Annotated in this window: 18 protein-coding genes and 1 pseudogene; 9 read left to right on the forward strand and 10 right to left on the reverse strand. The window is 69.4% G+C overall.

Annotation, left to right across the window (positions count from 1 at the left end; translation table 11 throughout):
• Positions 1-7: 7 nt before the first annotated feature.
• The 5 genes from mtnK to mtnA form a co-directional block, all read right to left on the reverse strand.
• Positions 8-1,237, reverse strand: a complete 1,230-nt coding sequence (gene mtnK, locus CIK77_RS16865; RefSeq protein WP_087055138.1) for an S-methyl-5-thioribose kinase — start codon at positions 1,235-1,237, stop codon at positions 8-10.
• Positions 1,238-1,280: 43 nt separating this feature from the next.
• Complete coding sequence (locus CIK77_RS16870; RefSeq protein WP_087055137.1) at positions 1,281-2,324, reverse strand: ABC transporter permease; 1,044 nt, start codon at positions 2,322-2,324, stop codon at positions 1,281-1,283.
• Position 2,325: 1 nt separating this feature from the next.
• A complete protein-coding gene (locus tag CIK77_RS16875) occupies positions 2,326-3,855 on the reverse strand; it encodes a sugar ABC transporter ATP-binding protein (RefSeq protein ID WP_087055136.1) in 1,530 nt (509 codons plus the stop codon).
• Positions 3,856-3,934: 79 nt separating this feature from the next.
• Entirely contained in the window at positions 3,935-5,044 is a 1,110-nt protein-coding gene (locus CIK77_RS16880; protein WP_087055135.1) for a substrate-binding domain-containing protein, read from the reverse strand.
• A gap of 40 nt (positions 5,045-5,084) precedes the next feature.
• Positions 5,085-6,104: an S-methyl-5-thioribose-1-phosphate isomerase gene (mtnA, locus tag CIK77_RS16885; RefSeq protein WP_087055134.1), complete on the reverse strand. Its 1,020-nt coding sequence runs from the start codon at positions 6,102-6,104 to the stop codon at positions 5,085-5,087.
• Between the two features lie 178 nt (positions 6,105-6,282).
• Here mtnA and CIK77_RS16890 point away from each other — a divergent pair, with 178 nt between their 5' ends.
• The 8 genes from CIK77_RS16890 to CIK77_RS16920 all read left to right on the forward strand — a co-directional run bounded on the left by CIK77_RS16890 (position 6,283) and on the right by CIK77_RS16920 (position 13,509).
• Positions 6,283-6,999 (forward strand): GntR family transcriptional regulator, encoded by a 717-nt coding sequence (locus tag CIK77_RS16890; protein ID WP_170934144.1) that lies wholly within the window; start codon positions 6,283-6,285, stop codon positions 6,997-6,999.
• 124 nt (positions 7,000-7,123) lie between these two features.
• Entirely contained in the window at positions 7,124-7,756 is a 633-nt protein-coding gene (locus CIK77_RS16895) for a class II aldolase/adducin family protein (protein ID WP_087055132.1), read from the forward strand.
• A gap of 82 nt (positions 7,757-7,838) precedes the next feature.
• Entirely contained in the window at positions 7,839-8,204 is a 366-nt protein-coding gene (locus CIK77_RS16900) for a glycine cleavage T C-terminal barrel domain-containing protein (protein WP_249268602.1), read from the forward strand.
• 104 nt (positions 8,205-8,308) lie between these two features.
• Positions 8,309-8,602, forward strand: a complete 294-nt coding sequence (locus tag CIK77_RS18250; RefSeq protein WP_332841619.1) for a hypothetical protein — start codon at positions 8,309-8,311, stop codon at positions 8,600-8,602.
• A complete protein-coding gene (locus CIK77_RS18255) occupies positions 8,603-9,508 on the forward strand; it encodes a glycine cleavage T C-terminal barrel domain-containing protein (RefSeq protein ID WP_332841620.1) in 906 nt (301 codons plus the stop codon). It begins immediately after the preceding gene.
• A 22-nt stretch (positions 9,509-9,530) separates the two neighbouring features.
• Positions 9,531-11,228, forward strand: a complete 1,698-nt coding sequence (locus CIK77_RS16910) for a formate--tetrahydrofolate ligase (RefSeq protein WP_087055130.1) — start codon at positions 9,531-9,533, stop codon at positions 11,226-11,228.
• A gap of 46 nt (positions 11,229-11,274) precedes the next feature.
• The gene (gene hemL, locus CIK77_RS16915; RefSeq protein ID WP_087055129.1) at positions 11,275-12,597 is read left to right on the forward strand and encodes a glutamate-1-semialdehyde 2,1-aminomutase; all 1,323 of its coding nucleotides are present in this window, start codon (positions 11,275-11,277) and stop codon (positions 12,595-12,597) included.
• 45 nt (positions 12,598-12,642) lie between these two features.
• Positions 12,643-13,509, forward strand: a complete 867-nt coding sequence (locus CIK77_RS16920; protein WP_087055128.1) for an LLM class flavin-dependent oxidoreductase — start codon at positions 12,643-12,645, stop codon at positions 13,507-13,509.
• Between the two features lie 27 nt (positions 13,510-13,536).
• On the opposite strand, the gene CIK77_RS16925 is transcribed toward CIK77_RS16920, so the two are convergent.
• The 4 genes from CIK77_RS16925 to cofG form a co-directional block, all read right to left on the reverse strand.
• A complete protein-coding gene (locus CIK77_RS16925) occupies positions 13,537-14,217 on the reverse strand; it encodes a hypothetical protein (RefSeq protein ID WP_087055127.1) in 681 nt (226 codons plus the stop codon).
• Entirely contained in the window at positions 14,214-15,227 is a 1,014-nt protein-coding gene (gene fgd / locus CIK77_RS16930; protein ID WP_087055126.1) for a glucose-6-phosphate dehydrogenase (coenzyme-F420), read from the reverse strand. The genes CIK77_RS16925 and fgd overlap by 4 nt, the downstream gene beginning before the upstream one ends.
• Before the next feature lie 146 nt (positions 15,228-15,373).
• Positions 15,374-16,846, reverse strand: coding sequence for a flavin-containing monooxygenase (locus CIK77_RS16935; protein ID WP_087055125.1), 1,473 nt, complete (start codon positions 16,844-16,846; stop codon positions 15,374-15,376).
• Positions 16,843-19,380, reverse strand: coding sequence for a 7,8-didemethyl-8-hydroxy-5-deazariboflavin synthase CofG (gene cofG, locus CIK77_RS16940; RefSeq protein WP_087055124.1), 2,538 nt, complete (start codon positions 19,378-19,380; stop codon positions 16,843-16,845). Before cofG ends, CIK77_RS16935 begins: the two co-directional genes overlap by 4 nt.
• Before the next feature lie 98 nt (positions 19,381-19,478).
• Between cofG and CIK77_RS16945 the strand changes: the two genes are divergently transcribed.
• On the forward strand, positions 19,479-19,883 hold the full coding sequence (locus tag CIK77_RS16945) for a hypothetical protein (RefSeq protein ID WP_087055123.1): 405 nt from the start codon (positions 19,479-19,481) through the stop codon (positions 19,881-19,883).
• Between the two features lie 32 nt (positions 19,884-19,915).
• Here CIK77_RS16945 and CIK77_RS17795 read toward each other — a convergent pair.
• A pseudogene (locus CIK77_RS17795) lies at positions 19,916-20,935 on the reverse strand (hypothetical protein); the annotation flags it as partial.

The following is a 20,935-nucleotide window of genomic DNA, read 5'->3' on the forward strand; positions in this document are numbered from 1 at the left end:
GCCGCGCTCACTCTCCGTCGCCGAGGAGGTGCGCGTCGAGGACGCGACGGATGTCGCTCACCGCGCCGACCCCGTCCCACTCTGCGGCGAGGGCACGGGCAGCCAGGAGCACCGTACGCGCCGCCGGAGCGCGCACCGACGGTTCGAGGGTCTCGATGTCGGCGACCTTCGCGGCCCCGACGATGCGGCGGGCCATCTTCGCCGACGCGAACAGCGCCGCCTCGCGGAGCATCTCGTTCACACGGCGCCGTGCGAATGCGTCGTCGAACAGCTCCGTCTCGTGCCAGGTCGCGGCCTGCTCCAGGTAGGCGCCCTCGAACCCGCCCCACGTCTGGTCGACGAGGTCGAGCGCCCACGCAGCTCGCGCGTCGTCGCCGAGCGCACGGGCGCGTGCCGCGGCGAATGCGTAGTTGGCGAACAACGCGCCGAGGTCGAACCCCACAGGGCCGTAGAAGGCGAACTCCGAGTCGAAGACCTTCACCGAGTCGACTTCGTCTCCGCGCGCACCGGTGCCGCGCACCATCACCGACCCCGTGTGAAGGTCACCGTGGATGAGCGCCTCTGCGTGCGTCATGAAGCGCCACTTCGCCTCGCTCATCGCGGCCGCGAAGGCCTCGTCCGCCGCGAGGGCACGGGCGTCCGGCTCGTTGTCCGGCAGCACCGAATTGCGGCCGATGTCGAAAACCGGTTCGGTGAAGACGAGATCCTCGGTGATCATGCACAGTTCGGCGTTCTGCGAGCGCGCCGCGGCAGCGGCCACGTCCCCTCGTTCGAGGCCGAGCACCGACGTGCCGATGGCGACTCCCGCGACGTAACGACCGAGCCGCACGGCGACGCCGTCGTGGCTCTCCCCGTCGTTGAGCGCCCCACGCCACACCTTGTGGTCCGACAGATCTTCGAGCGCGAGGATGTAGCGATCGGTGTCGTACCTGACGACCTCGACGACCAGATCGGGCAGGATGTCGCCGTGAGCTGCGAGCGACTCTGCTTCGCGACGAGCCCGGTCGGGCGTCATCGGCCACCCCTCGCCGGTCATCCGCACATACGGCAACGACTGCTTCAGGATGAGCGACCGTCCCGCGTGATCGGTCACGTGGAAGACCACGTTGAGGTTGCCGTCGCCGATCTCGCGCACCTCGGCGAGGTCGCTCCCGTCGATGCGCGACTGCAGCTCGGGATGTGCGGTGATGTACGCACCGATGTTCGCATCGGTGAGGAATTCGTATTCGGTGGACATGGACCCGTTCCTTCGTAGGGGTTCTGGCTGACGGCGATCGTGACTATGTGGCAGGTGAGTATCGCGACTTGCGGCGCGACAGGGTGAACGAGAACAGCAGAGCCACGATCAGCACCAGCCCTTTCGCGGTGTCCTGAAAGTAGTACTGGAACCCCGCCATGGTCATACCCGTCAACACGATCGCGACGAGGACGGCGCCGAGCAGCGTGCCCCACGCGTTGGGCTTGGCCATGCCGAGCACCGAGGTGCCGACGAGGGCGACGGCCACCGCCTCCAGCAGGCTCGACGAACCGGCGTTCACATCGCCCTGCCCGATGCGGGAGACGAGGATGATGCCGGCGACCGACGCGAACAGCGCCGAGACGACGTACGCACCGCTGCGATAGAGCCCGACCCTGATGCCAGACAGCCGTGCCGCTTCCGGGTTGGCCCCGACCGCGTACAGCACGCGTCCCCAGGAGGTGCGGGTCAGCACGAACCACGATGCGACGACGAGCACGAGCATGATCACCACGGGGATCGGGACCGGCCCGACGGTGCCGCGATCGATCAGGAGGAACGCCGGATCGAACTTTCCCGGCGCAGTATCGCCATTGGGGAGGATCATCCCCGACGACACCGACTGCCCGGCGACGGGGATGAGCTTCACGCCCTGGATGACGAACATGACTCCCAGAGTGGCCAGCAGGTCGGGGATCTTGCAGACGACGATGAGGAACGCGTTGAGAACCCCCACCAGCAGACCCGCGACGAGTGCGACGCCGACGGCTGTGACGCCCGTCAGGTTGTAGAACACCATCGTGACCGCGACGAGCTGGACGGCCAGCCCGGCCACGGACCCGATGGACAGATCGAGCCCGCCGACGATCATGCTGAACATCACGCCGAGACCGAGGATGGCCGTCACCGAAGCGAACTTCAGCATGGAGAACAGCGACTCGGACGTCGCGAACGCCGGCTGAGTGAAGGCGAAGAAGACGAACGCGATGACGGTGACGGCGATGAATCCGTACTTCACCACGGCGTCGCGGACGATGTCGCCCGTGCGGGAATCGCGCTGCGCGCGAACGGTTGTCGTGTCGGCCATGTCAGGCCACCTCCGTCATGCTCTGGACGATCTCGGCGTCGGTCACAGTGTCGATGCGGGCGTCGAGGGTGATGCGCCCCTCGACGAGGACGAGAACTCGGTCGGCGATCTCCCTGAGCTCATCGACGTCGCTGCAGAGCATCACCACGCAGCTGCCCGCCGAGGCCTGTTCGCGCGCGCGGCGCGCGATCTCGCGACGGGCACCGATGTCGACCCCGCGGAAGGGCTCGTCGAGCAGGAGCACGTCGGGCGGTGTCTGCATCCAGCGGGCGACCATCACCTTCTGCTGGTTGCCTCCGGAGAGCGCATCCACGCTCTGGCCAGGGCCGGTTGCCACGACGCCGTAGTCCGCGATCGCCTGGGCGGCGCGCGTCGTCTCGGCCACCGGCCGCAGAAGCGGGCCGTGCGCGAAGCGAGAGAGGAACGGAAGGCTGAACGTGCGTGCGATCGACCACTTCGGGAGCATTCCCTGGGCCGCGCGGTCCTCCGGAACGAGGAAGACTCCGCGCGCGATGGCATCCTTGGGGTGGCGTGGCGCATACGGCGTTCCATGCAGGGTCATCGCTCCGGCGTCCGGCCCTCTCGACTCGCCGAACACGTGCTCGGCGAACTCGGTCTTTCCTGCGCCGACCAGACCGATCACCCCTGTCACCTCCCCGCCACGCAGCTCGAGTGACAGCGCAGGCGACTCGGGGAAGATCCGATGCCCGGTGATCTGGAGAGCGACCCGGTCGCCGGTGAGGTGCTCGAGACGCTCGATGTCGTGTGCGGCGCCTTCGCCGAGCATGGAAGTGACGGCCGCGGCGAAGTCGAACGGGCGCTCCTGCGTCGCGGTGATCCGGCCGTCCCGCAGCACGACGATGTCGTCAGCGAGATGGTCGATCTCGGCGAGGCGGTGCGAGACATGAAGAATCGCGACCCCGTCGTCACGGAGCTTGAGGATCATCTCGAACAGCTGCTCCGCCTCGGACTGCGACAGCGTCGAGGTGGGCTCGTCGAGGATCAGCACCTTGGGCTTGGTCACCAGAGCCCGGGCGAGCAGGAGCATCTGGCAGTCGGCGATTCCCAGCTCGAAGACGTCTTTGCGCAGGAACGCGTCGCTCCAGTCGAGTGAGAGCGCGGCCGCGACCCGGCGAGCATGCGGCAGGAGCGCGCCGAGGCGGGCGACGGAAGGGGCCTCGCCCAGTGCGATCTGTTCGAACACGAGGTTCTCGGCGACGCTGAGACCCGGCACGATGACATCGTCGATGCGCTGGTGCACCGTGCGCACGCCGAGCCGCGACGCCGCGATCGGACTCTCCAGCTGCACGACGTCGCCGTCCAAGAGCACCTCGCCGCTCGTCGGCTCATGCACGCCGGACAGCGCCTTGATGAGCGTCGACTTGCCTGCTCCGTTGGCGCCGAGGAGCGCCGTGATGCGCCCGGGGCGCAAGGCGAGGTCGACGCCCTTGAGGACGGCGTTGGTGCCGAAGGACTTGCGGATGTCGCGCAGTTCGAGGACGGGGGGTGTCGGGGTGCGCTGTGTGCTCATGTCTCGCTGCTCCTCGCTGAGCGGGGTCGACGTCGGGTGCGTGGGGCGACGGACGGTCCCGCCGCCCCACGAGAGAGTGTCAGAAGCTGATGACCGGGAGCCATCCCGCGGTCGACACCTGCGACAGGTTCAGCTCGGGAACTGCGGCACGCAGGTCGTCCATGTTCCGGATGTCGTCTTCGCGCAGCATCTCCTGCGTGACCAGCACCGGCGGGAACTCCACCAGCTCCTCGTCGAGCTCGCCCGCCATCGACAGTGCGAGGGTGCGCACCACCGCGGCGCCGATCGCGTTGGGGTCGGTTGCGCCGGTGGCCACCCAACGACTGCCGTCTGCGCGAATCAGCTCGAGGTCGGCATTGGAGATGTCCGCACCGTAGACGAGCACGTCCTCGCTGCCGCTGACCTGGTCGAGACCGGTCAGGGTTCCCTTGGTGAACTCGTCGTAAGGGGCGTAGACGGCGGTGATCGACGGGTTCGCCTGCGCGGCAGCGGCGACCATCGGTGCGCTGTCGCTCGCCGACGAGCTCGTGAACGAACCGGTCTTGAACAGCTGCTCCCAGCCGTTGTCCGAGACGTACTCGCGCCACACCGCGTCGCGGCGATCCAGCGGAGCGATGCCCTCGACGTTCACGTAGCCGACGGGCACGTCGTCGCCGATGTCCTGGTGCATGCGGTCGAGCACGAGCTGCGCCATGATCTCGTCCGACTGCTGTGTCTGGACGACGCCTTCGGCGCACTCCGACACGTTCACATCGTAGGCGACCACCGTGATGCCCTCGTCGATGGCGTCGTTGACACCGGGGCACAGCGTGTCGGGGAAGCCGTGGCGGACGATGATGGCGTCGACCCCGGACGAGACGGCCTGCTCGAGCTGCGTCGCCTGCGTGGCGTTGTCGCCCTGGGCATCGAAGACGGACAGCTCGAAGTCGAGCGCTTCAGCCTGCTGACGCGTGCCGTTGAGATACTGCTGGAAGTAGTCGCCCTGGCCGGACTGCTGGACGATGGCGATCGTCGCGCCGACCAGCTCCGCGGGCATCTCTTCGGTGACCTCGCTCGCGGTGCCGGTGTCGGACGACTCCTGTGCCGCGGGCTCACCCTGGCTGCACGCCGACAGGACGAGCACCGAGGCGAGTCCGGCGGCACCGGCTGCGGCGAGCCGCCGCGGAGAGGGGGATGTCATGCGCTTCATTGCGATTCCTTTCATGGTGGGACGAACCGGCGGTTCGAGCTCAGGTGAACGCCGGTTGGGTGCGGTGGGGTTCGATGACGCCGCGTTCGGTGACGATTCCGTCGATGAGGTCGTGGGGGGTGACGTCGAAGGCGGGGTTGAAGCCGTGCACGCCAGGCGCCGACATGCTCGTGCCGCTGACCGCGAGCACTTCGCTCTCTGCGCGCTCTTCGATCTCGATCAGGTTGCCGGATGCCAGTCCGACATCGACGGTCGACATCGGGGCTGCCACGAGGAACGGGATGCCAGCGCGCTGCGCCGCCAGTGCCGCGGCGACCGAGCCGATCTTGTTGGCGGTGTCGCCGTTCGCCGCGATCCTGTCGGCGCCGATCACGACGAAGTCGACCAGGCCGCGCAGGATGGTGCTGCTGGCCGCGCCATCGACCTGCACCATGTGCGCGATGCCGTCCTGGGCGAGCTCCCAGCTCGTCAGACGAGTGCCCTGCAGGAGCGGGCGGGTCTCGTCGACGTAGACCATCTCGAGTGCGCCGCGATCGTGAAGCTCCTTGAGCACACCGTACGCGGTTCCCCACGCGGCCGTGGCGAGCGCCCCGGTGTTGCAATGCGTCAGCGCCCGAAGCGCCTTCTTCTCGGTGCGAGCGAGCAGCCAATCGGCACCCAGCCGCGACAGTTCGCGGTTGGCCGCCTCATCTTCGCGAACGATGCGGTGGGCTTCTTCGAGCGCCCGTCCTTCCCCTTCTCGACGGACGGCGTCGACGCGGCTGGCACCCCATTCGAGGTTCACGGCCGTGGGGCGTGCCAGCGCGACGCGCTCGATCTCGGCCGCGAGCCGAGCCTGCCCCCATCCTTCGCGCGCAGCCTGCCGCTCGGCGAGTGCGACTCCGTAGCCGCCGGCTGCTCCGAGAGCCGGTGCGCCGCGTACGGCGAGCCGCGCGATGGCGTCGACGAGCTCGTCGACGGTGCGCAGGTCGAGATATGACTCGACGGCAGGCAGAACCGTCTGGTCGATGATCCTGACGGCGGGGGCGTCGTCCTCAATCCATTCGATCGCTTGAATCATCTTGTCCGGTTCCTCTCGTCGCACGCGTTCGTCATGTAAAGCGAGACGCTACTAGTGATCAGACAACTTAGTCAAGAACTTCTAACAACGTGTATCTCTGACATAATGTCTCACGTCAACCGACCGCATCGTCGCGGCTGGGGTCGCATCTGCAGATCGAGCGATGGAAGGGTTCGCAATGGCACGAAAGGCTTCGCGTGTCGACGCGGTGGCCGCGGGCATCCGTGCGCGCATCGGCGACGGCGCCTACGCCGTGGGGGAGCGCCTGCCCACGGAATCGGAACTGAGCGAGACCTTCGAGGTGTCGCGCCCGACGGTGCGCGCCGCCCTCAGCGAGTTGAAGACCGAAGGACTGGTCCGCACCAGGCACGGCGTCGGAACGTTCGTCTCGGAGCCGCCGGTCGTCACAGCCGGCCTCGAGAAGCTCGAGTCGATCACCGAGTCGATCCGGCGCACAGGGCGCGAACCGAGCATGCGGTACCGCAGCCGTACGATTCGCCCCCTTCTGCCCGATGAGGCCGCGAAGCTCGACCTGACGACGAACGACACGGCGCTCGAGACACGACGCGTCATCCTCGCAGACGACGAGATCGTCGCCTACTCGTACGACCTTCTCCCCATCGGCGTCTTCCCCGAGGGGGAGTCGCCCGACGTGCTCGACGGGTCGGTGTTCGCCTACCTGCGCGACGCCCGCGGAATCGTCCCGACCCGCGCCGTCGCCGAGATCCATCCCGTCGTATCGGAACACGTCACGTGGGACACCGCTCCCGGTCGCAGCGGCCTCGCCCTCCTGCTCGATCAGGTGCACTACGACCAGGACGACCGCGTGGTCGCATACTCTCGCACGTATTTCATCGACGACCGCTACACCTTCTCGATCATCCGGCACGCCTGACACCTCGGATGTTACGAGCTGTTGTACTGTTGTCTAACAACATGATGTCGACTCATCGCCGGCGCCATGGATCAGACCACGTGCCGGGAGACAGCACCCCGGCCAGACACCGGGGAAGCTTCCGATGACGAATCCTCTTTCCACGACAGAGATCGCGCAGCAGCTCATCCGCGCCGGCTCCGAGATCGTCGACTCGGGCCTCGCCCTGGCGAGCGCAGGGAACCTGTCGATCCGCCTGGACGATGACCACTTCATGGTGACGGCGTCCGGCACCTGGCTGAACCGCCTGGACCGCACATCGTTCAGCATCATGGATCTCGCCGGCGACGTCGTCGAGGGGGCGGACAAGCCGTCGAGCGAGTGGAAGCTCCATCAGCGTGCGTACCTGGCCAGGCCGGATATCGGTTCGGTCGTGCATGTGCACCCGGCGCACGCGATTCTGCTCGACGCGCTGGGGCATCCCGTTCGTCTGGTCACGCTCGACCACGCCTACTACGTCGGTTCCATCGGCCGCACGCCGTACCACCCGAACGGCTCGGACGAACTCGCCGACACGGCAGCTGAGCAGCTCGCCGAGCACAACTGCGTCATCATGGGCAATCACGGCTCGACCACGGTCGGTGACGACTGCGACATGGCTCTGCGGCGCGCGCTGAACCTCGAGAACGCCGCAGAGCTGACCTACCGGGCGCTCCTGGCCGGAAACGGCGACCTCGAATTTCCCTGGGGGTCCGAACCGCACCTCCACCACGCCTGATCCGGCTCTTCCATCCGGACGATACGTGGGGGTAGAGTCACCGGATCAGGCACACTGATCACTGTCGAGGGAGATGGTGGCGATGGGTTCACTCCCCGGTCGGAGCGAGATCGACGGCGCCGACGCGAGCCGCATCGGCGATCGCCCCCAGGAACGGGACCAGCGCCGGTGGTCGCTGATCATCGAAGCCGAGCACCTCGCCGAACGCGGGGACGAACCGGACGGCGCGCCCATCACGGATGCGCGCGGTCCTCGCAGCTATGTCACGAGTGCGGGCCCTGCGCCCTCGCTCGGCAGATACGTCATGCTGGCGTACCTGCCGCCGGAGCGCGCCGTCGTGGGCGCTCAGCTGTGCGTCGACTATCTCGGTCGTCGCCACCCCGTCGAGGTCGTCTCACACGGCCGCGCCGGGGCGTTCGATCCGGACGGTTCGCGCATGCGATCCTGACGGATCCGGACTCCCGCTCGCAAGCGGCGCGACCCGCCTCTTGCGCCGGAAAACCCCCGGTGATAAACCGGAATGAGATGGATGTGTCGGACGAGGAGGTCCTCATGTCTGTGAACCCTGATCCACGGATTCTGCTCTACCCGAGGCTGCGGAAGTCACCTTTCTTCCACGCCTCCCGACAGCACGGTGTGGCGATGTACAGCGTCTACAACCACACGTATCACCCGCGCCACTACGGCGATCCGGTTGAAGAGTACTGGGCGCTCGTGAACGGCGTCACGCTCTGGGACGTCGGCGTCGAACGCCAGATCGAGATCACCGGCCCCGACGCGTTCGAATTCACGAACATGCTCGTGCCGCGCGACCTGTCGAAATGCGCCGTCGGCCAGTGCAAGTAAGTGTTCCTCACGGCCGAAGACGGCGGAATCATCAACGACCCCGTGCTGCTGCGGCTCGGCGAGAACCACTTCTGGCTCTCGCTCGCCGACAGCGACGTGCTGCTGTGGGCCCGCGGCCTCGCGATGAACTCCGGCCTCGATGTCACGATCCGCGAGGCCGATGTCGGCCCCGTGCAGGTGCAGGGCCCGCTCGCCGGAGCGCTGATGAGCGAAGTGTTCGGCGCAGGCGTGCTCGACGTCGGGTACTACTGGCTGCGCGAGTACGAGATCGACGGCATGCACGTCGTCGTCTCGCGCACCGGCTACACCGCGGAACTCGGTTTCGAGATCTACGTGCGCAACGCCAGCCGCGACGGCCAGCAGCTGTGGAACAAGATCTGGGAGGCAGGCCGCCCGTTCGACCTCAAGGTGGTCGGGCCGTGCCACATCCGGCGCATCGAAGCGGGCATCCTGTCGTACGGGTGCGACATCACCCTCGACACGAACCCGTTCGAAGTCGGCATGGGCTACGACTGGATGGTCGACGTCGACCAGGAGCCCGACTTCATCGGCAAGGAGGCGCTGCGCCGCGTCAAGCAGGAGGGCGTCTCGCGCCGGATGGTCGGTCTCGAGATCGGCGGCGACCGGCTCGGCACGTTCAACGACGGTTCGATGATCGAGGCGTTCACCGTGCTCGACGGTGAGATGCCCGTCGGCGAGGTGACGTCAGCGTGCTTCTCGCCGCGGCTCGAACGCAACATCGGCCTGGCGATGGTGCCGGTGTCGCTCAGCGAGATCGGCACCGACGTGCAGGTCGCGACCCCCGCGGGGATCGTATCGGCGACCGTGGTGCCCAAGCCCTTCGTCGACCCGACGAAGGAACGACCGAAGCAGTCGATGCGATCAGACGAGGCGGCCGCTTCGTGAGTCTGGCTGAGGAGGAGGCCGGATGAGCGGCGGGCGGCTGAACAGCCTCGAGATCGCCGCGAGGGCCGAGATCCGGCCGATGGAGCAGATCGCCGAGGCGATGGGGCTGCCTGGCGAGTTCGTCGAGCCGTACGGATCAGGCGTCGCCAAGATCGATCTCGCAGCGATCGACGCGCTGCAGGACAGGCCGAGGGCGAAGTACGTGCTCGTCACCGCCGTGACGCCGACGCCGCTCGGGGAGGGGAAGACGACCACGACCGTCGGCCTCGGGCAGGGGCTGCAGCACATCGGACGCCGCGCCGTGCTCGCACTGCGGCAGCCGTCTCTGGGGCCGACCATGGGCATCAAGGGCGGAGGTGCGGGCGCGGGCCGCAGTCAGGTCGTGCCGATGGAGCGGCTCAATCTGCACCTCACCGGTGATATCCACGCCGTCGCCGCGGCGCACAATCAGCTCGCCGCGCAGGTCGACAACCACCTGATGCGCGGCGCGCCATCCGGGCTCGATCCTGCGCGCACCACGTGGCGCAGGACGGTCGACATCGACGACCGCCCGCTGCGCCGTGTCGTCGTCGGACTGGGCGGCAACGGCACGGTGCGCGAGACCGGGTTCGACATCACCGCGGCGTCGGAGGTGATGGCGGCGCTGTCGCTGTCGCGTTCGCTGGCGGATCTGCGCGAGCGGATGGGCCGCATCGTCGTCGGCTGGACGCGCGACGGCGACCCGGTCACCGCGGAGGACATCCGGGCCGCCGGTGCGATGACGGTGCTGCTGAAGCAGGCGCTGCGGCCGAACCTGATGCAGACGATCGAGCACACGCCCGTGCTCGTGCACTGCGGTCCGTTCGGGAACATCGCTACCGGGAACTCGTCCGTGGTCGCCGACCTCATCGGTCAGCGCTGCGGCGAGTTCCTCGTCACCGAGGCGGGCTTCGCCTCCGATATGGGGGCCGAGCGGTTCTTCAACATCAAGTGCCGGGTGTCGGGGCTGGCGCCGGATGCCGCCGTCGTGGTGACGACGGTGCGAGCGCTCAAAGCGCACTCCGGCAGGCACCGGGTCGTGGCGGGGCGGCCGCTTCCTGATGAGATGCTCGCGGAGAACCCGGATGAGGTGCGCGAGGGCGCGGACAACCTGCGCCACCACATCGGCATCGTGCGCAGGCACGGTGTGCCGGTCGTCGTCGCCGTGAACGCCTTCGCGTCGGATCACGCGAGTGAGCATGACGCGATCCGGCGCGTGGCGGCGGAGGAGGGCGCGGCCTGCGCCGTGTCGACGCACGTCGCCGACGGCGGCGAGGGAGCGGCAGAGCTCGCGGAGCTGGTGGTCCAGGCGACGCAGGAATCGGCGCGGTTCGAGTTCCTCTACCCGGAGCAGGCGAGCCTCGAGGAGAAGATCACCGCGATTGCGACTCAGGTGTACGGTGCCGACGGCGTCGACATCAGCCCTGGCGCCCGGCGCGACCTCGACGAGTTCACGCGCCGCGGCTACGGGTCGCTGCCCGTGTGCGTGGCGAAGACGCACCTGTCGCTGTCGGCCGACCCGTCGCTGCGCGGGGCACCGACCGGCTGGCGGCTGCCCGTGCGCGAGGTGCGCCTGTCGGCCGGGGCCGGCTTCGTGTACCTCATCTGCGGCGACATGCAGACGATGCCAGGCCTGGGCTCCGCGCCGGCCGCCGAGCAGATCGACATCGACGAGAACGGGGAGACGGTGGGGCTGTACTGACGAGCCGTCTGCCGCGCGCCCATCCGGGATCCGGGACAATGGAGGCATGGCGGATCGCAATGAGGAACTGTTCACCCAGGCACGTGAGGTCATCCCGGGGGGCGTGAACTCCCCCGTGCGCGCATACGGATCGGTCGGGGGCACACCGCGATTCCTCGCCAGCGCGAAGGGTGCGTACGTCACCGACGCGGCGGGGCGCGAGTACGTCGACCTGATCGCGTCGTGGGGTCCTGCGCTGCTGGGGCACGCGCATCCGGATGTCGTGGCCGCCGTCACGCAGGCCGCCGAGCGGGGGCTGTCGTTCGGGGCGCCGACGGAGGCCGAGAGTCGACTGGCCGGGCTCATCTCGGCCCGCGTGAGCGCCGGCGGACTGAACCCTGTCGAAGAGGTGCGCCTGGTCTCGACGGGCACCGAGGCGACGATGACGGCGATCCGGCTCGCGCGCGGTGCGACAGGGCGCGACCTGCTGGTGAAGTTCGACGGCAACTACCACGGCCACTCCGACGGGCTGCTGGCCGCTGCCGGGTCCGGCGTGGCCACCTTGGCGCTTCCGGGAACCGCCGGCGTGCCAGATGCCGTCGCCGCACAGACGCTCGTCGTGCCCTACGGCGACGTCGGGGCGGTGCGTGACGTGTTCGCGGTGCACGGCGACCGCATCGCCGCGATCATCGTCGAAGCGGCGCCGGCGAACATGGGCGTGATCGAACCGCCAGCCGGATTCAACGCATCCCTCGCCGACATCGCCCATGCCTCCGGCGCACTGCTGATCGTCGATGAGGTGCTGACCGGCTTCCGTGTGCACCCGGCGGGCAACTGGGGGCGCGAGGTCGAGTCGGGTGAGGCGTACGAACCGGATCTGTTCACCTTCGGCAAGGTCGTCGGCGGCGGCATGCCGCTGGCCGCGCTGGGCGGCAAGCGCTCCGTGATGGAGCAGCTCGCACCGTCCGGTCCGGTGTACCAGGCGGGCACGCTGTCGGGGAACCCGCTGTCGGTGGCCGCGGGCATCGCGACCCTCGAGCTCGCAACGGACGAGGTCTACCGCCGCCTCGACGCGGCGGCCGACGTCGTGACGGAAGCACTGACCGACGCACTCGACGCGGAAGGCGTTGCGCACGCGGTCTCGCGGGTGGGATCGCTGTTCGGTGTCGCGTTCTCCGAGGCGAAGCCGGGTTCGTACGCCGCAGCGAAGGCGCAGGACGCGTTCCGCTTCACGCCGTTCTTCCACTCGATGCTGGAGCAGGGCGTGCACCTGCCGCCGAGCGTCTTCGAGGCGTGGTTCGTCACAGCCATGCACGACGACGCGGCGCTGGCGAGGATCACCGACGCGCTTCCCGCCGCGGCAAAAGCGGCAGCTGCGGTGTCGATCTGAGCAGAATCGGAAAGAATGTCCGAGGCCGGTAGTACCGTCTCAGGCATGAGATACGGATTCATCGGAAGCTACGGCAGCCCGCAGCAGCAGGTGCGGCTGGCGCGGGAGTGCGAGGACAGCGGCTGGGACGGCTTCTTCACCTGGGATGGCATGAGCCTCGACGCGGGGGAGTTCGATGCGGGCCCCACGTGGGATCCATTCGCCCTGCTGGGTTCCATCGCCTCCGTCACCGAGCGCATCACGCTGGGGGCGATGGTGTTCGCGGTGCCGCGGCGCAGGCCGTGGGAATTCGCACAGCAGGCGCTCACAGTCGATCACCTCTCGGGCGGGCGCCTCGTGCTCCCCGTCGGCGTCGGAGTGCCGATCGACAGGGCGTTCACGTCGGTTCCCGAGCAGCGCGAGCCATTGCGCGAGAGGGCGCGACTGCTCGACGAGCACCTCGCATGGCTCGAGCGGTCGTGGAGCACTGACACCTTCGAGTTCCGGGGCGAGTTCGTGCGCACCGGTGAGTTCCAGTTCCCGCAGGCGCCTGTGAACGGGCACATTCCCGTGTGGCCGGTCGGCGTGTGGGACGCAGAGCGACCGCCGCGGCGCAGCCTCGACCGCGCACTGCGCTGGGACGGCATCGTGCCGCAGGTGCGCGGCGGCAGCTCGCCGGAGGATGCCGAGCCGACGCCCGCCGACATCGCAGCTCTCGGCGAATGGGTCGACGCGCACCGAGACGGCAGCTGGGGGCCGTTCGACATCGTGTTCCAGGGGCGGCTCGACACCGACCCTGGTGTCGCAGCCGACCAGGCACGGGCCGCGGCTGACGCGGGCGCGACCTGGTGGATCGAGTCGTGGTGGGATCCTGCGACCGTCACTCCGGAACGGCTGCTCGAACGTGCCAAGCAGGGGCCGCCGAAGGTGTGATGCAGGGCTCAGCCGAGCCCGCAGCCCTCAGGCGAGCAGGGCGGTGGTGCGGGGGCCGAGACCGAGTCGGTGAGCAGCGGCCAGGTGCGCGGCGGTGTCGACGTCCTGACGCAGGGTCGACGACGCAGGCACGTCGAGCGGCACAGCACCGGCGTCGAGGTGGCGGGCGTATGAGTCGCGACCGAATCGCAGCAGCTCCGGATGAGCATGTGCCAGCAGCGTCGTTCCCGTGCCGTCCGCATCTGCGACGGCGAGCGCTCGGCCGTTCATCTCTGTCGAACGGGCAGGGGCGCCCGCACGTTCCAGGGCCTCGTCGAGATCGGCGGGGCGCAGAGCGGGCAGATCGCCCAGCATGGCGGCGCTGTACCGGGCGCTCGCTGTGGCCAGACCCGTGGCGATCGCGGCGTTGAGGCCGCCCGCCGGGTCGGCGACCACCTCGACTCGCGGGGCGGTGCCGTGAGCGGTCGACGGGCGCGTGCGCCCCAGCTCGTCGCGCACGCCGACGTCGTCGGTGACGACGATCACCTCGGCGACCAGCCTCGCACCCGCGGCGGCCGCGATCGTATCCAGCGCGATGGCGCGCGCCAGCGCCTCTCGCGCGACACCTGGCACCTCGAGCCGGGACTTGCCCACAGCGGCGGGCTTCACCGGAACGACCAGCGACCACGCCCGCCCGCTCCGGCTATCTGAAGCCCTCGCCGAGCTCACGCGCTGTGGCGCTCGCGAAGGCGCGGCAGAACTTCCTCGCCGTACAGACGCAGGAACGCCTCCTGATCGTGGCCAGGGTCGTGGAACACCAGGTGCGTGAAGCCGAGATCGATGTACCGTTCGATCTGAAGGATGTGCTCTTCGACGTCGTCCGAGACGATGAACCGGCTCGCTGCACGCTCCGTCGGGAGCTCCTGCGCGAGGCGCTGCATCTCCTGCGGGTCGTGCACGCCCATCTTCTCCTCGGGGCTCAGCGCGAGCGGCGCCCAGAACCGCGTGTTCTCGAGCGCCTTCTCGCGGTCGGCGCGGAACGATACCTTCACCTCCATCAGGGTGTCCACGTCGTCGCGGGTCTGGGAGCCCTTGGCGAGTCCGTCCTCGAAGGCGGGGATGAGCGTATCGGTGTACAGTTCGCTCGCCTTGCCGCTCGTGGTGATCCAACCGTCGGCCATCCGACCGGCCAGACGGGTGGCGGCGGGCCCGGATGCGCCGATGTAGATCGGCACGGGCTGAGACGGACGATCGTAGATCGTCGCGTTGTTCACGGAGTAGTAGGTGCCGTCGAAGGTGACACGATCGGACTCCCAGAGCTTCCGGATCAGAGTGATCGCCTCCTTCATCCGCTGGAAGCGCTCAGGCGGCTCCGGCCAGTCGAGCCCGAGGGTGACCTCGTTGAGAGCCTCGCCCGTGCCGACGCCGAGGATCATTCGGCCCGGATACATCGCGCCGAGCGTGCCGAACGCCTGCGCGATCACACCGGGGTGATAGCGGAACGTCGGCGTGAGCACCGATGTGCCCAGCAGCACTCGCGACGTGCGCTCGCCCGCAGAACCGAGCCACGGCAGAGCGGCGGGAGCGTGGCCGCCCTCGTGCATCCACGGCTGCAGGTGGTCGCTGAGGAACACCGAGTCGAAGCCGACCTCCTCGGCGAGCACCGCGTAGTCGAGCAGCTCGCGCGGGCCGAACTGCTCGCTCGACGCCTTGTATCCGAAGCGGATGGGAACGGTCATTGTGCTCCTTCGTGAGTGCGGTACCTATCGATTCTCGTGCGTGCGCATCACCTTGGCGCGCCGGGCGCGCGAGAGTTCACCGACGCGAAATGCGCCGAACCCCGCCCGAAACGAGTGGCCGGGGGATCGACGCGTCGTCAGGCGCATCATGCGGGGGATGTTCCGGATTGGGCAGGAACGGCGGAGAATGCGGTGCGCACGCGGTCGAGCCGCTCGCGGAACGCGGAGACGGTGCTCGGCCAGATCAGCGTGAGGCGGCCGCTGCGCTCGTCCACGTACCAGTTGCGGCATCCGCCGGTGAGCCACGGGGTGCCGGCGGCGAGGGCGTCGACTTCGCGCACCGCCTCATTCTCTGCGGCGGCGGAGACGCGGATCGGGGCTCCGTCGCGCGAGACGAGCTCGGCCATCAGCGCCGCCTGCGCCTCGATCAGCAGCACGGCCGAATTGTGGCCGAGCGTGGCGTTCGGGCCGCCGAGCACGGACAGGTTGGGGAAACCGTGCACCAGGGTCGAGGCGACCGCCGTGAACCCGCCGGACCAGTGCTCGTCGAGCGTGCTGCCGTGTTCGCCCGTGATCCGCGACGCGTAGGGCTGGCGCGTGGCGCGGAAGCCGGTCGCGAGCACGACCGCGTCGGCGCTGTGACGGCTGCCGCTCGCCGCGACGAGCTCGCCGTCGTCGACGGCGGCGAGGGCGCTCGGCTCGAGGCCCACGATGCCGGCGGCGATCGCCGGGTAGAACTCGTCGCTGAGCAGTACGCGCTTGCACCCGAACGCGTAGTCGGGGGTGAGCGCGGCGCGCAGATGCGGGTCGGCGACGTGCGCGTGCAGGTGCGCGAGCGCGGAGCGGCTGGCAGCCTCGGCGGCCGCGGTGTCGCCGGACCGTGAGGCGAAGCGCGCCTCACCCTCCGCGTACAGCTCCGCGCGCGTGTCGGTGAGCGCACCGGCAGTGCCGCGCCATGCGGTGAGTTCGGCGTGCGTGTGCTCGCGATCGCCGCGCGGCATGATCCATGCCGGGGTGCGCTGGAACACCGTCACGGCAGCCCCGAGCCCCGCCAGCGCGGGAGCGAGCTGGATCGCGCTCGCGCCCGTGCCGACGACGGCGATGCGCTTTCCGGCCACGTCGAATCCGTCCGGCCAGCGCGCAGAGTGGAACACCGGTCCGTCGAAGGTCTCGACGCCGGGAAGCTGCGGAACGCGGGGCTCGGTGAGTCGCCCGCAGGCGATGACGAGGTGTTCGCTGCGGATCTCCACGGGTGCTGAGACGGTGATCGCCCAGCCGTCGCCGTCCCAGCGGGCATCGGTGAGCTCATGAGAGAACCGGATGTGCGCGCGCAGGCCGGCGTCGTCGATCACGTGATCGAGGTACGTGCGGATCTCGCCGCCCGGAGCGAACGTGCGCGACCACTCGGGCCACGGGTGCGACTCCAGCGCGTACAGGTGCGCAGGCACGTCGCATGCGACGCCCGGATAGCGGTTGTCGCGCCACGTTCCGCCGGCGGAGTCTGCACGCTCCAGGATCACGAAGTCGTCGTCACCCGCACGCTTCAGCGCGATCCCGGCGGCGATGCCGGCGAACCCGGCGCCGACGATCACGGTGCGCACGGATGAGGGGATGCTCATGCAGTTCCCCCGTCCATGGCCGGGGCGTGAGGGGCGGACGCGGCACGGGCCGCAGCGCTGTCGGAACCGGCCGCCCCGCGCTCGGCTGCAGCCTTCCGCTCGGCGCTCGGCTCGCCGTACGCCGTGGTGCGCAGGCGCAGCGGTCGGAACAGCCGCTGCGCCATGCGGCGGGCCGCGCTCAGCGGCAGCTCCGTGCCCGCCTCGATGCCGGATGCCGGCAGCACGCGCCCGTCGAGCAGCGTGCCGCCGAGGTCATCGCCTCCGCTGGCGAGCAGCTCGGCGGTCGTCGCCGCATCGTGGCGGGTCCACGGGATCTGGATGTGGCTGATGTGCTCGGAGAGCATCAGTCGCGAGACGGCGACCATGGCTCTGTGCTCGTCGATCGCGGACCGTCCCCCGACGAGCGCGACGCCCCCGGACGGTCCAGGCAGCGCGATCGGCACGAACTCGGTGAAACCGCTCGTGCGCTGCTGGATGCGGATCAGGGAGCGCAGATGCGCGATGCGCTCCGCCGCGGTCTCGACGTGGCCGTAGAACATCACCGATGTCGAACCGAACCCGGCCTCGTGCGCCGCCGTGATCGTTTCGATCCAGCGCTCGATGGGAAGGTCATCCGGGGCGATGGCTTCTCTCACGCGCTCCGAGGCGATCTTGATGCCCGTGCCGGGCATCGAATCGACGCCGGCATCGCGCAGAGCGGCCAGCGCGCCCTCCACGCCGAGGCCCGAGCGGTCGGCGAGGTCGCATACGTCCTGCGGCCGGAACGCGTGCAGGTGTATGCCGTCCGCGGCATGCGCGATCGTGCGCGCGATGTCGAGGTAGGCGGTGGCCGGTTCATCCGGATCCACCAGGCCCTGCACGCAGATCTCGCCGAGTCCGAGATCCCACGCGTCGCGCGCGGCCTCGGCGAGGGTCGGGAGGTCGTACGTCTCGCCGTCGGCGCGCATCCCCGCCGCGCGCAGCGTGGCGTCTCCGGATCCGGATGACCGGAACGCGGACGAGGCGATGTTTCGATTGTTCGCGATGCTGATCGCCTCGCCGACCGTGTAGCGGCGCAGATCGTCGGCCGTGCGGACGAGGGCCTCGAGATCGTCGCCCGTCGCCGTGAGCAGCCGTTCCCACTCGGCGTCGTCGAGAGATGCCGGGTCCTGGGCCGCGCGATCGATGACGGCGGCGATGAGTCCGGTGGAGCCGCTGGAGACCAGTACGGCGCCCGCGGCGGTTTCGCCGTTCGCAGGTTCAGCGGACGCGGCGTCGCGGCCCACATTCTGCGCCGACCGGCGCTGGGCGGGATTCGCGCCGACCGGGTCGACGCCCTCGCGCGCGAGGTGGGTGCCTGTCTCGGCGAGTGCGCGCAGCGGGTCGCGCATCTCCGGTGCGATCCAGGTGTCCTCGCGCACGTACTCCGGATGCGCGGTGAGACGCTCGCGCAGCGTGAAGCCCAGCTCGGCGGTGCGGGTTGCGAGATCATCGAGGTGCGGCCACGGGCGCTCGGGGTTGACGTGGTCGGCAGTGAGCGGGGAGACGCCGCCCCAGTCGTCGGCGCCTGCACGCACGAGCAGCTCGAACTCGGCCTTGTCCTGCAGATTGGGCGGCACCTGAACCCGCATCCCTGGGCCGAAGACGAGCCGCGTCACGGCGACGGCAGCCGCGTACTCGAGCAGCTGCGCATCCGGTGCGCCTTGCATCGCCGTGCGCGGCTTGGCGCGGAAGTTCTGCACGATCACTTCCTGGATGTGCCCGTGCCGCTCGCTCGCGTCGCGCAGCGCGATCATCGACTCGGCGCGGTCGCGCACGGTCTCGCCGATGCCGACGAGGATGCCGGTCGTGAACGGGATCTTCGCGCTGCCGGCGTCATCGATCAGCTTCAGCCGCACATCCGGGTCCTTGTCGGGGGAGCCGTAGTGCACCTCGCCCGGAGTCTCGTAGACGTGCTTCGAGGTGGTCTCGAGCATCACGCCCATCGACGGGGCCACGGGGCGCAGCGCGGCGAGCTCGTCCGGCTGCATCACGCCGGGGTTCAGGTGTGCGAGCAGGCCCGTCTCCTCCGTGATGAGGCGCGCCATGGCGCCGACGTAGTCGAGGGTGGATGCGTAGCCGTGCGCATCGAGCCATGCGCGCGCCTCAGGCCAGCGGTCCTCCGGCCGGTCGCCGAGGGTGAGCAGCGCCTCCTTGCAGCCCATCGCGGCCCCGCGGCGCGCGACGGAGAGCACCTGCTGCGGCGACATGTACGAGGGCTTGTGCTTCTTCGCGAGCTGTCCAGGCGTGTCGACGAACACACAGTAGTGGCAGCGGTCACGGCACAGGGTCGTCAGCGGGATGAAGACCTTGCGCGAGTAGGTGATGATGCCCTCGCGCCCCGCCCGGACGAGACCCTCGTCGCGGGCGCGCGAGGCGAGGGCGAGGACGCGCTCGAACTCCGCGCCGCGCGCGTGCAGCAGCGCCTCGGCATCGTCGACGGTCAGGCGTTCGCGCCCGTCCGCGTTCCGCAGCGCATCCGCGACGGCCGGCGATCCCTGGTCGATCGAAGTCACCGCTCCAGTCTCTCACCGCCTTGACCTGCCTGGCCCGTCTCCGGGACTCGACCACCGTCTGACGGCACCGTCCCGGGAAGGCGTGCCAGGATGGAGGAATGGTGAGGTTGCTGCTGGATCAGGCACAGCTCGAGATCGAGCTCTCGGGGGCGGAGCGCGTGCTGGCGCTGCGCAAGGAGAGCGTGCGGGTGCCGCGCGCGGCCATCCGGAGCGTGCAGCTCACCGACGACCCGTGGACGCGGCTGCGCGGAGTGCGACGCCCGGGGACGCACATCGCCGGGCTGCTCGCCGCCGGAAGCTGGCAGCGCACCTCGGGGCGCGACTTCGTGATGCTGCGCGGGCGGGCGCGCGACGGCGTCGTGATCACCCTCGACGATGAGCAGGAGTTCCAGCGCGTGCTGCTGACGACCTCGCACGCACGCGACCTGGTCGCGGCGCTTCGGCTCGACGACGTCGAGAAGGCGGCGGACGTGACCGACCTCGCCGGCCGCGACGACGACTGACCCTCACTCGCTGGTTCGGGTTCGTCGTCTGGCTACTGCTGCTCCTGGTCGCCCTCGCCGAACTCTGCGACGAACGAGTCGAACGCGATCTCCTGCGTTGTGGGCTCCGGCTCGGTGCCGTCCGCGGCGTCGTGCGTCGTCTGCTCCGGCTCCGCATCGGATGCGGCATCCGGCTCGTCAGCTGACGCGTCTTCGTCGCCTTCCACCAGGTCGCCGAGGTCCGTCTGGCTGATCGGCTCGGTCTCGCCGAGGGCGACGAATGCCGGATCGCTGAGGTCCTCCTCCGACAGGCGCGATGCGTTCTCGTCTTCGGACGCCGGAGCGTCGCCGTCGGTTGCTGCCGCGCCCGCCGTCGCGCCGAGGCGATCGGCGAAGCTGGGTCCCGCCGACCACGGGCTGCTGCCGTCGTCCGAATCGGACGCCGCTTCGTCCTGGCCCTCTTCGCGCTCTGGTGCACCCAGGAGCGGGAAGGTCGGGATCTCGCGGGTGGCGTCCTCTTCGTCGTTGAGCAGATGCGCGAGTCGGTCGGCGCCGGGAAGCGGACGCGAATCCGGATGGGCTTCGTCCACCTCTTCCGCCATGGCCGGTGACTGTGCGGCGTCGTCTTCGTCGGTGTGGGTCTCACCGGCGAAGCCGTCGTCGTCTGCAGCTGCTTCTGCAGCTGCGTCTGAAGCGGCCTCCGCCTCGTCCTCAGATTCCTCCGCCGCATCGCTGTCGGCTTCGTCGCTGTCCTGTGCGCCGGTGTCGCCGAAGTCCGCTGTGTTCTCGTCGTCGGCCGCGTGCTCGGTTGCGTCCTCGTCGTCGGCCGCGTGCTCGATTGCGTCCTCGTGCTCCTGCGCGTCGGCGTCCGCGTCTGCGGAGACCTCATCCGCGTGCCCCGTCGCGTCCGCCGAGTCGTCGTCTGCGCGCTCCGCGTGGTCGTCGTGCCCGTCGGACTCGCCGAAAGCGTCCGCGCCCTCGTCATCGGCCGCGCGCGTGGTGTCCTCGCCGGAGCCATCGCCGACGTTCGCGCCGGCGGCGCCCGCGATGCCGACAGCGGCCGCTCCTGCGGC

The sequence above is a fragment of the Microbacterium sp. JB110 genome (assembly GCF_003335195.1).
GTDB lineage: Bacteria > Actinomycetota > Actinomycetes > Actinomycetales > Microbacteriaceae > Microbacterium.

Bases quoted from the DNA above. Each gene is read 5' to 3' on its own strand.
- mtnK (WP_087055138.1), bottom strand. From the start codon at position 1,237: ATGTCCACCGAATACGAATTCCTCACCGATGCGAACATCGGTGCGTAC.
- CIK77_RS16870 (WP_087055137.1), bottom strand. From the start codon at position 2,324: ATGGCCGACACGACAACCGTTCGCGCGCAGCGCGATTCCCGCACGGGC.
- CIK77_RS16875 (WP_087055136.1), bottom strand. From the start codon at position 3,855: ATGAGCACACAGCGCACCCCGACACCCCCCGTCCTCGAACTGCGCGAC.
- CIK77_RS16880 (WP_087055135.1), bottom strand. From the start codon at position 5,044: ATGAAGCGCATGACATCCCCCTCTCCGCGGCGGCTCGCCGCAGCCGGT.
- mtnA (WP_087055134.1), bottom strand. From the start codon at position 6,104: ATGATTCAAGCGATCGAATGGATTGAGGACGACGCCCCCGCCGTCAGG.
- CIK77_RS16890 (WP_170934144.1), top strand. From the start codon at position 6,283: ATGGCACGAAAGGCTTCGCGTGTCGACGCGGTGGCCGCGGGCATCCGT.
- CIK77_RS16895 (WP_087055132.1), top strand. From the start codon at position 7,124: ATGACGAATCCTCTTTCCACGACAGAGATCGCGCAGCAGCTCATCCGC.
- CIK77_RS16900 (WP_249268602.1), top strand. From the start codon at position 7,839: ATGGGTTCACTCCCCGGTCGGAGCGAGATCGACGGCGCCGACGCGAGC.
- CIK77_RS18250 (WP_332841619.1), top strand. From the start codon at position 8,309: ATGTCTGTGAACCCTGATCCACGGATTCTGCTCTACCCGAGGCTGCGG.
- CIK77_RS16910 (WP_087055130.1), top strand. From the start codon at position 9,531: ATGAGCGGCGGGCGGCTGAACAGCCTCGAGATCGCCGCGAGGGCCGAG.
- hemL (WP_087055129.1), top strand. From the start codon at position 11,275: ATGGCGGATCGCAATGAGGAACTGTTCACCCAGGCACGTGAGGTCATC.
- CIK77_RS16920 (WP_087055128.1), top strand. From the start codon at position 12,643: ATGAGATACGGATTCATCGGAAGCTACGGCAGCCCGCAGCAGCAGGTG.
- fgd (WP_087055126.1), bottom strand. From the start codon at position 15,227: ATGACCGTTCCCATCCGCTTCGGATACAAGGCGTCGAGCGAGCAGTTC.
- CIK77_RS16935 (WP_087055125.1), bottom strand. From the start codon at position 16,846: ATGAGCATCCCCTCATCCGTGCGCACCGTGATCGTCGGCGCCGGGTTC.
- CIK77_RS16945 (WP_087055123.1), top strand. From the start codon at position 19,479: ATGGTGAGGTTGCTGCTGGATCAGGCACAGCTCGAGATCGAGCTCTCG.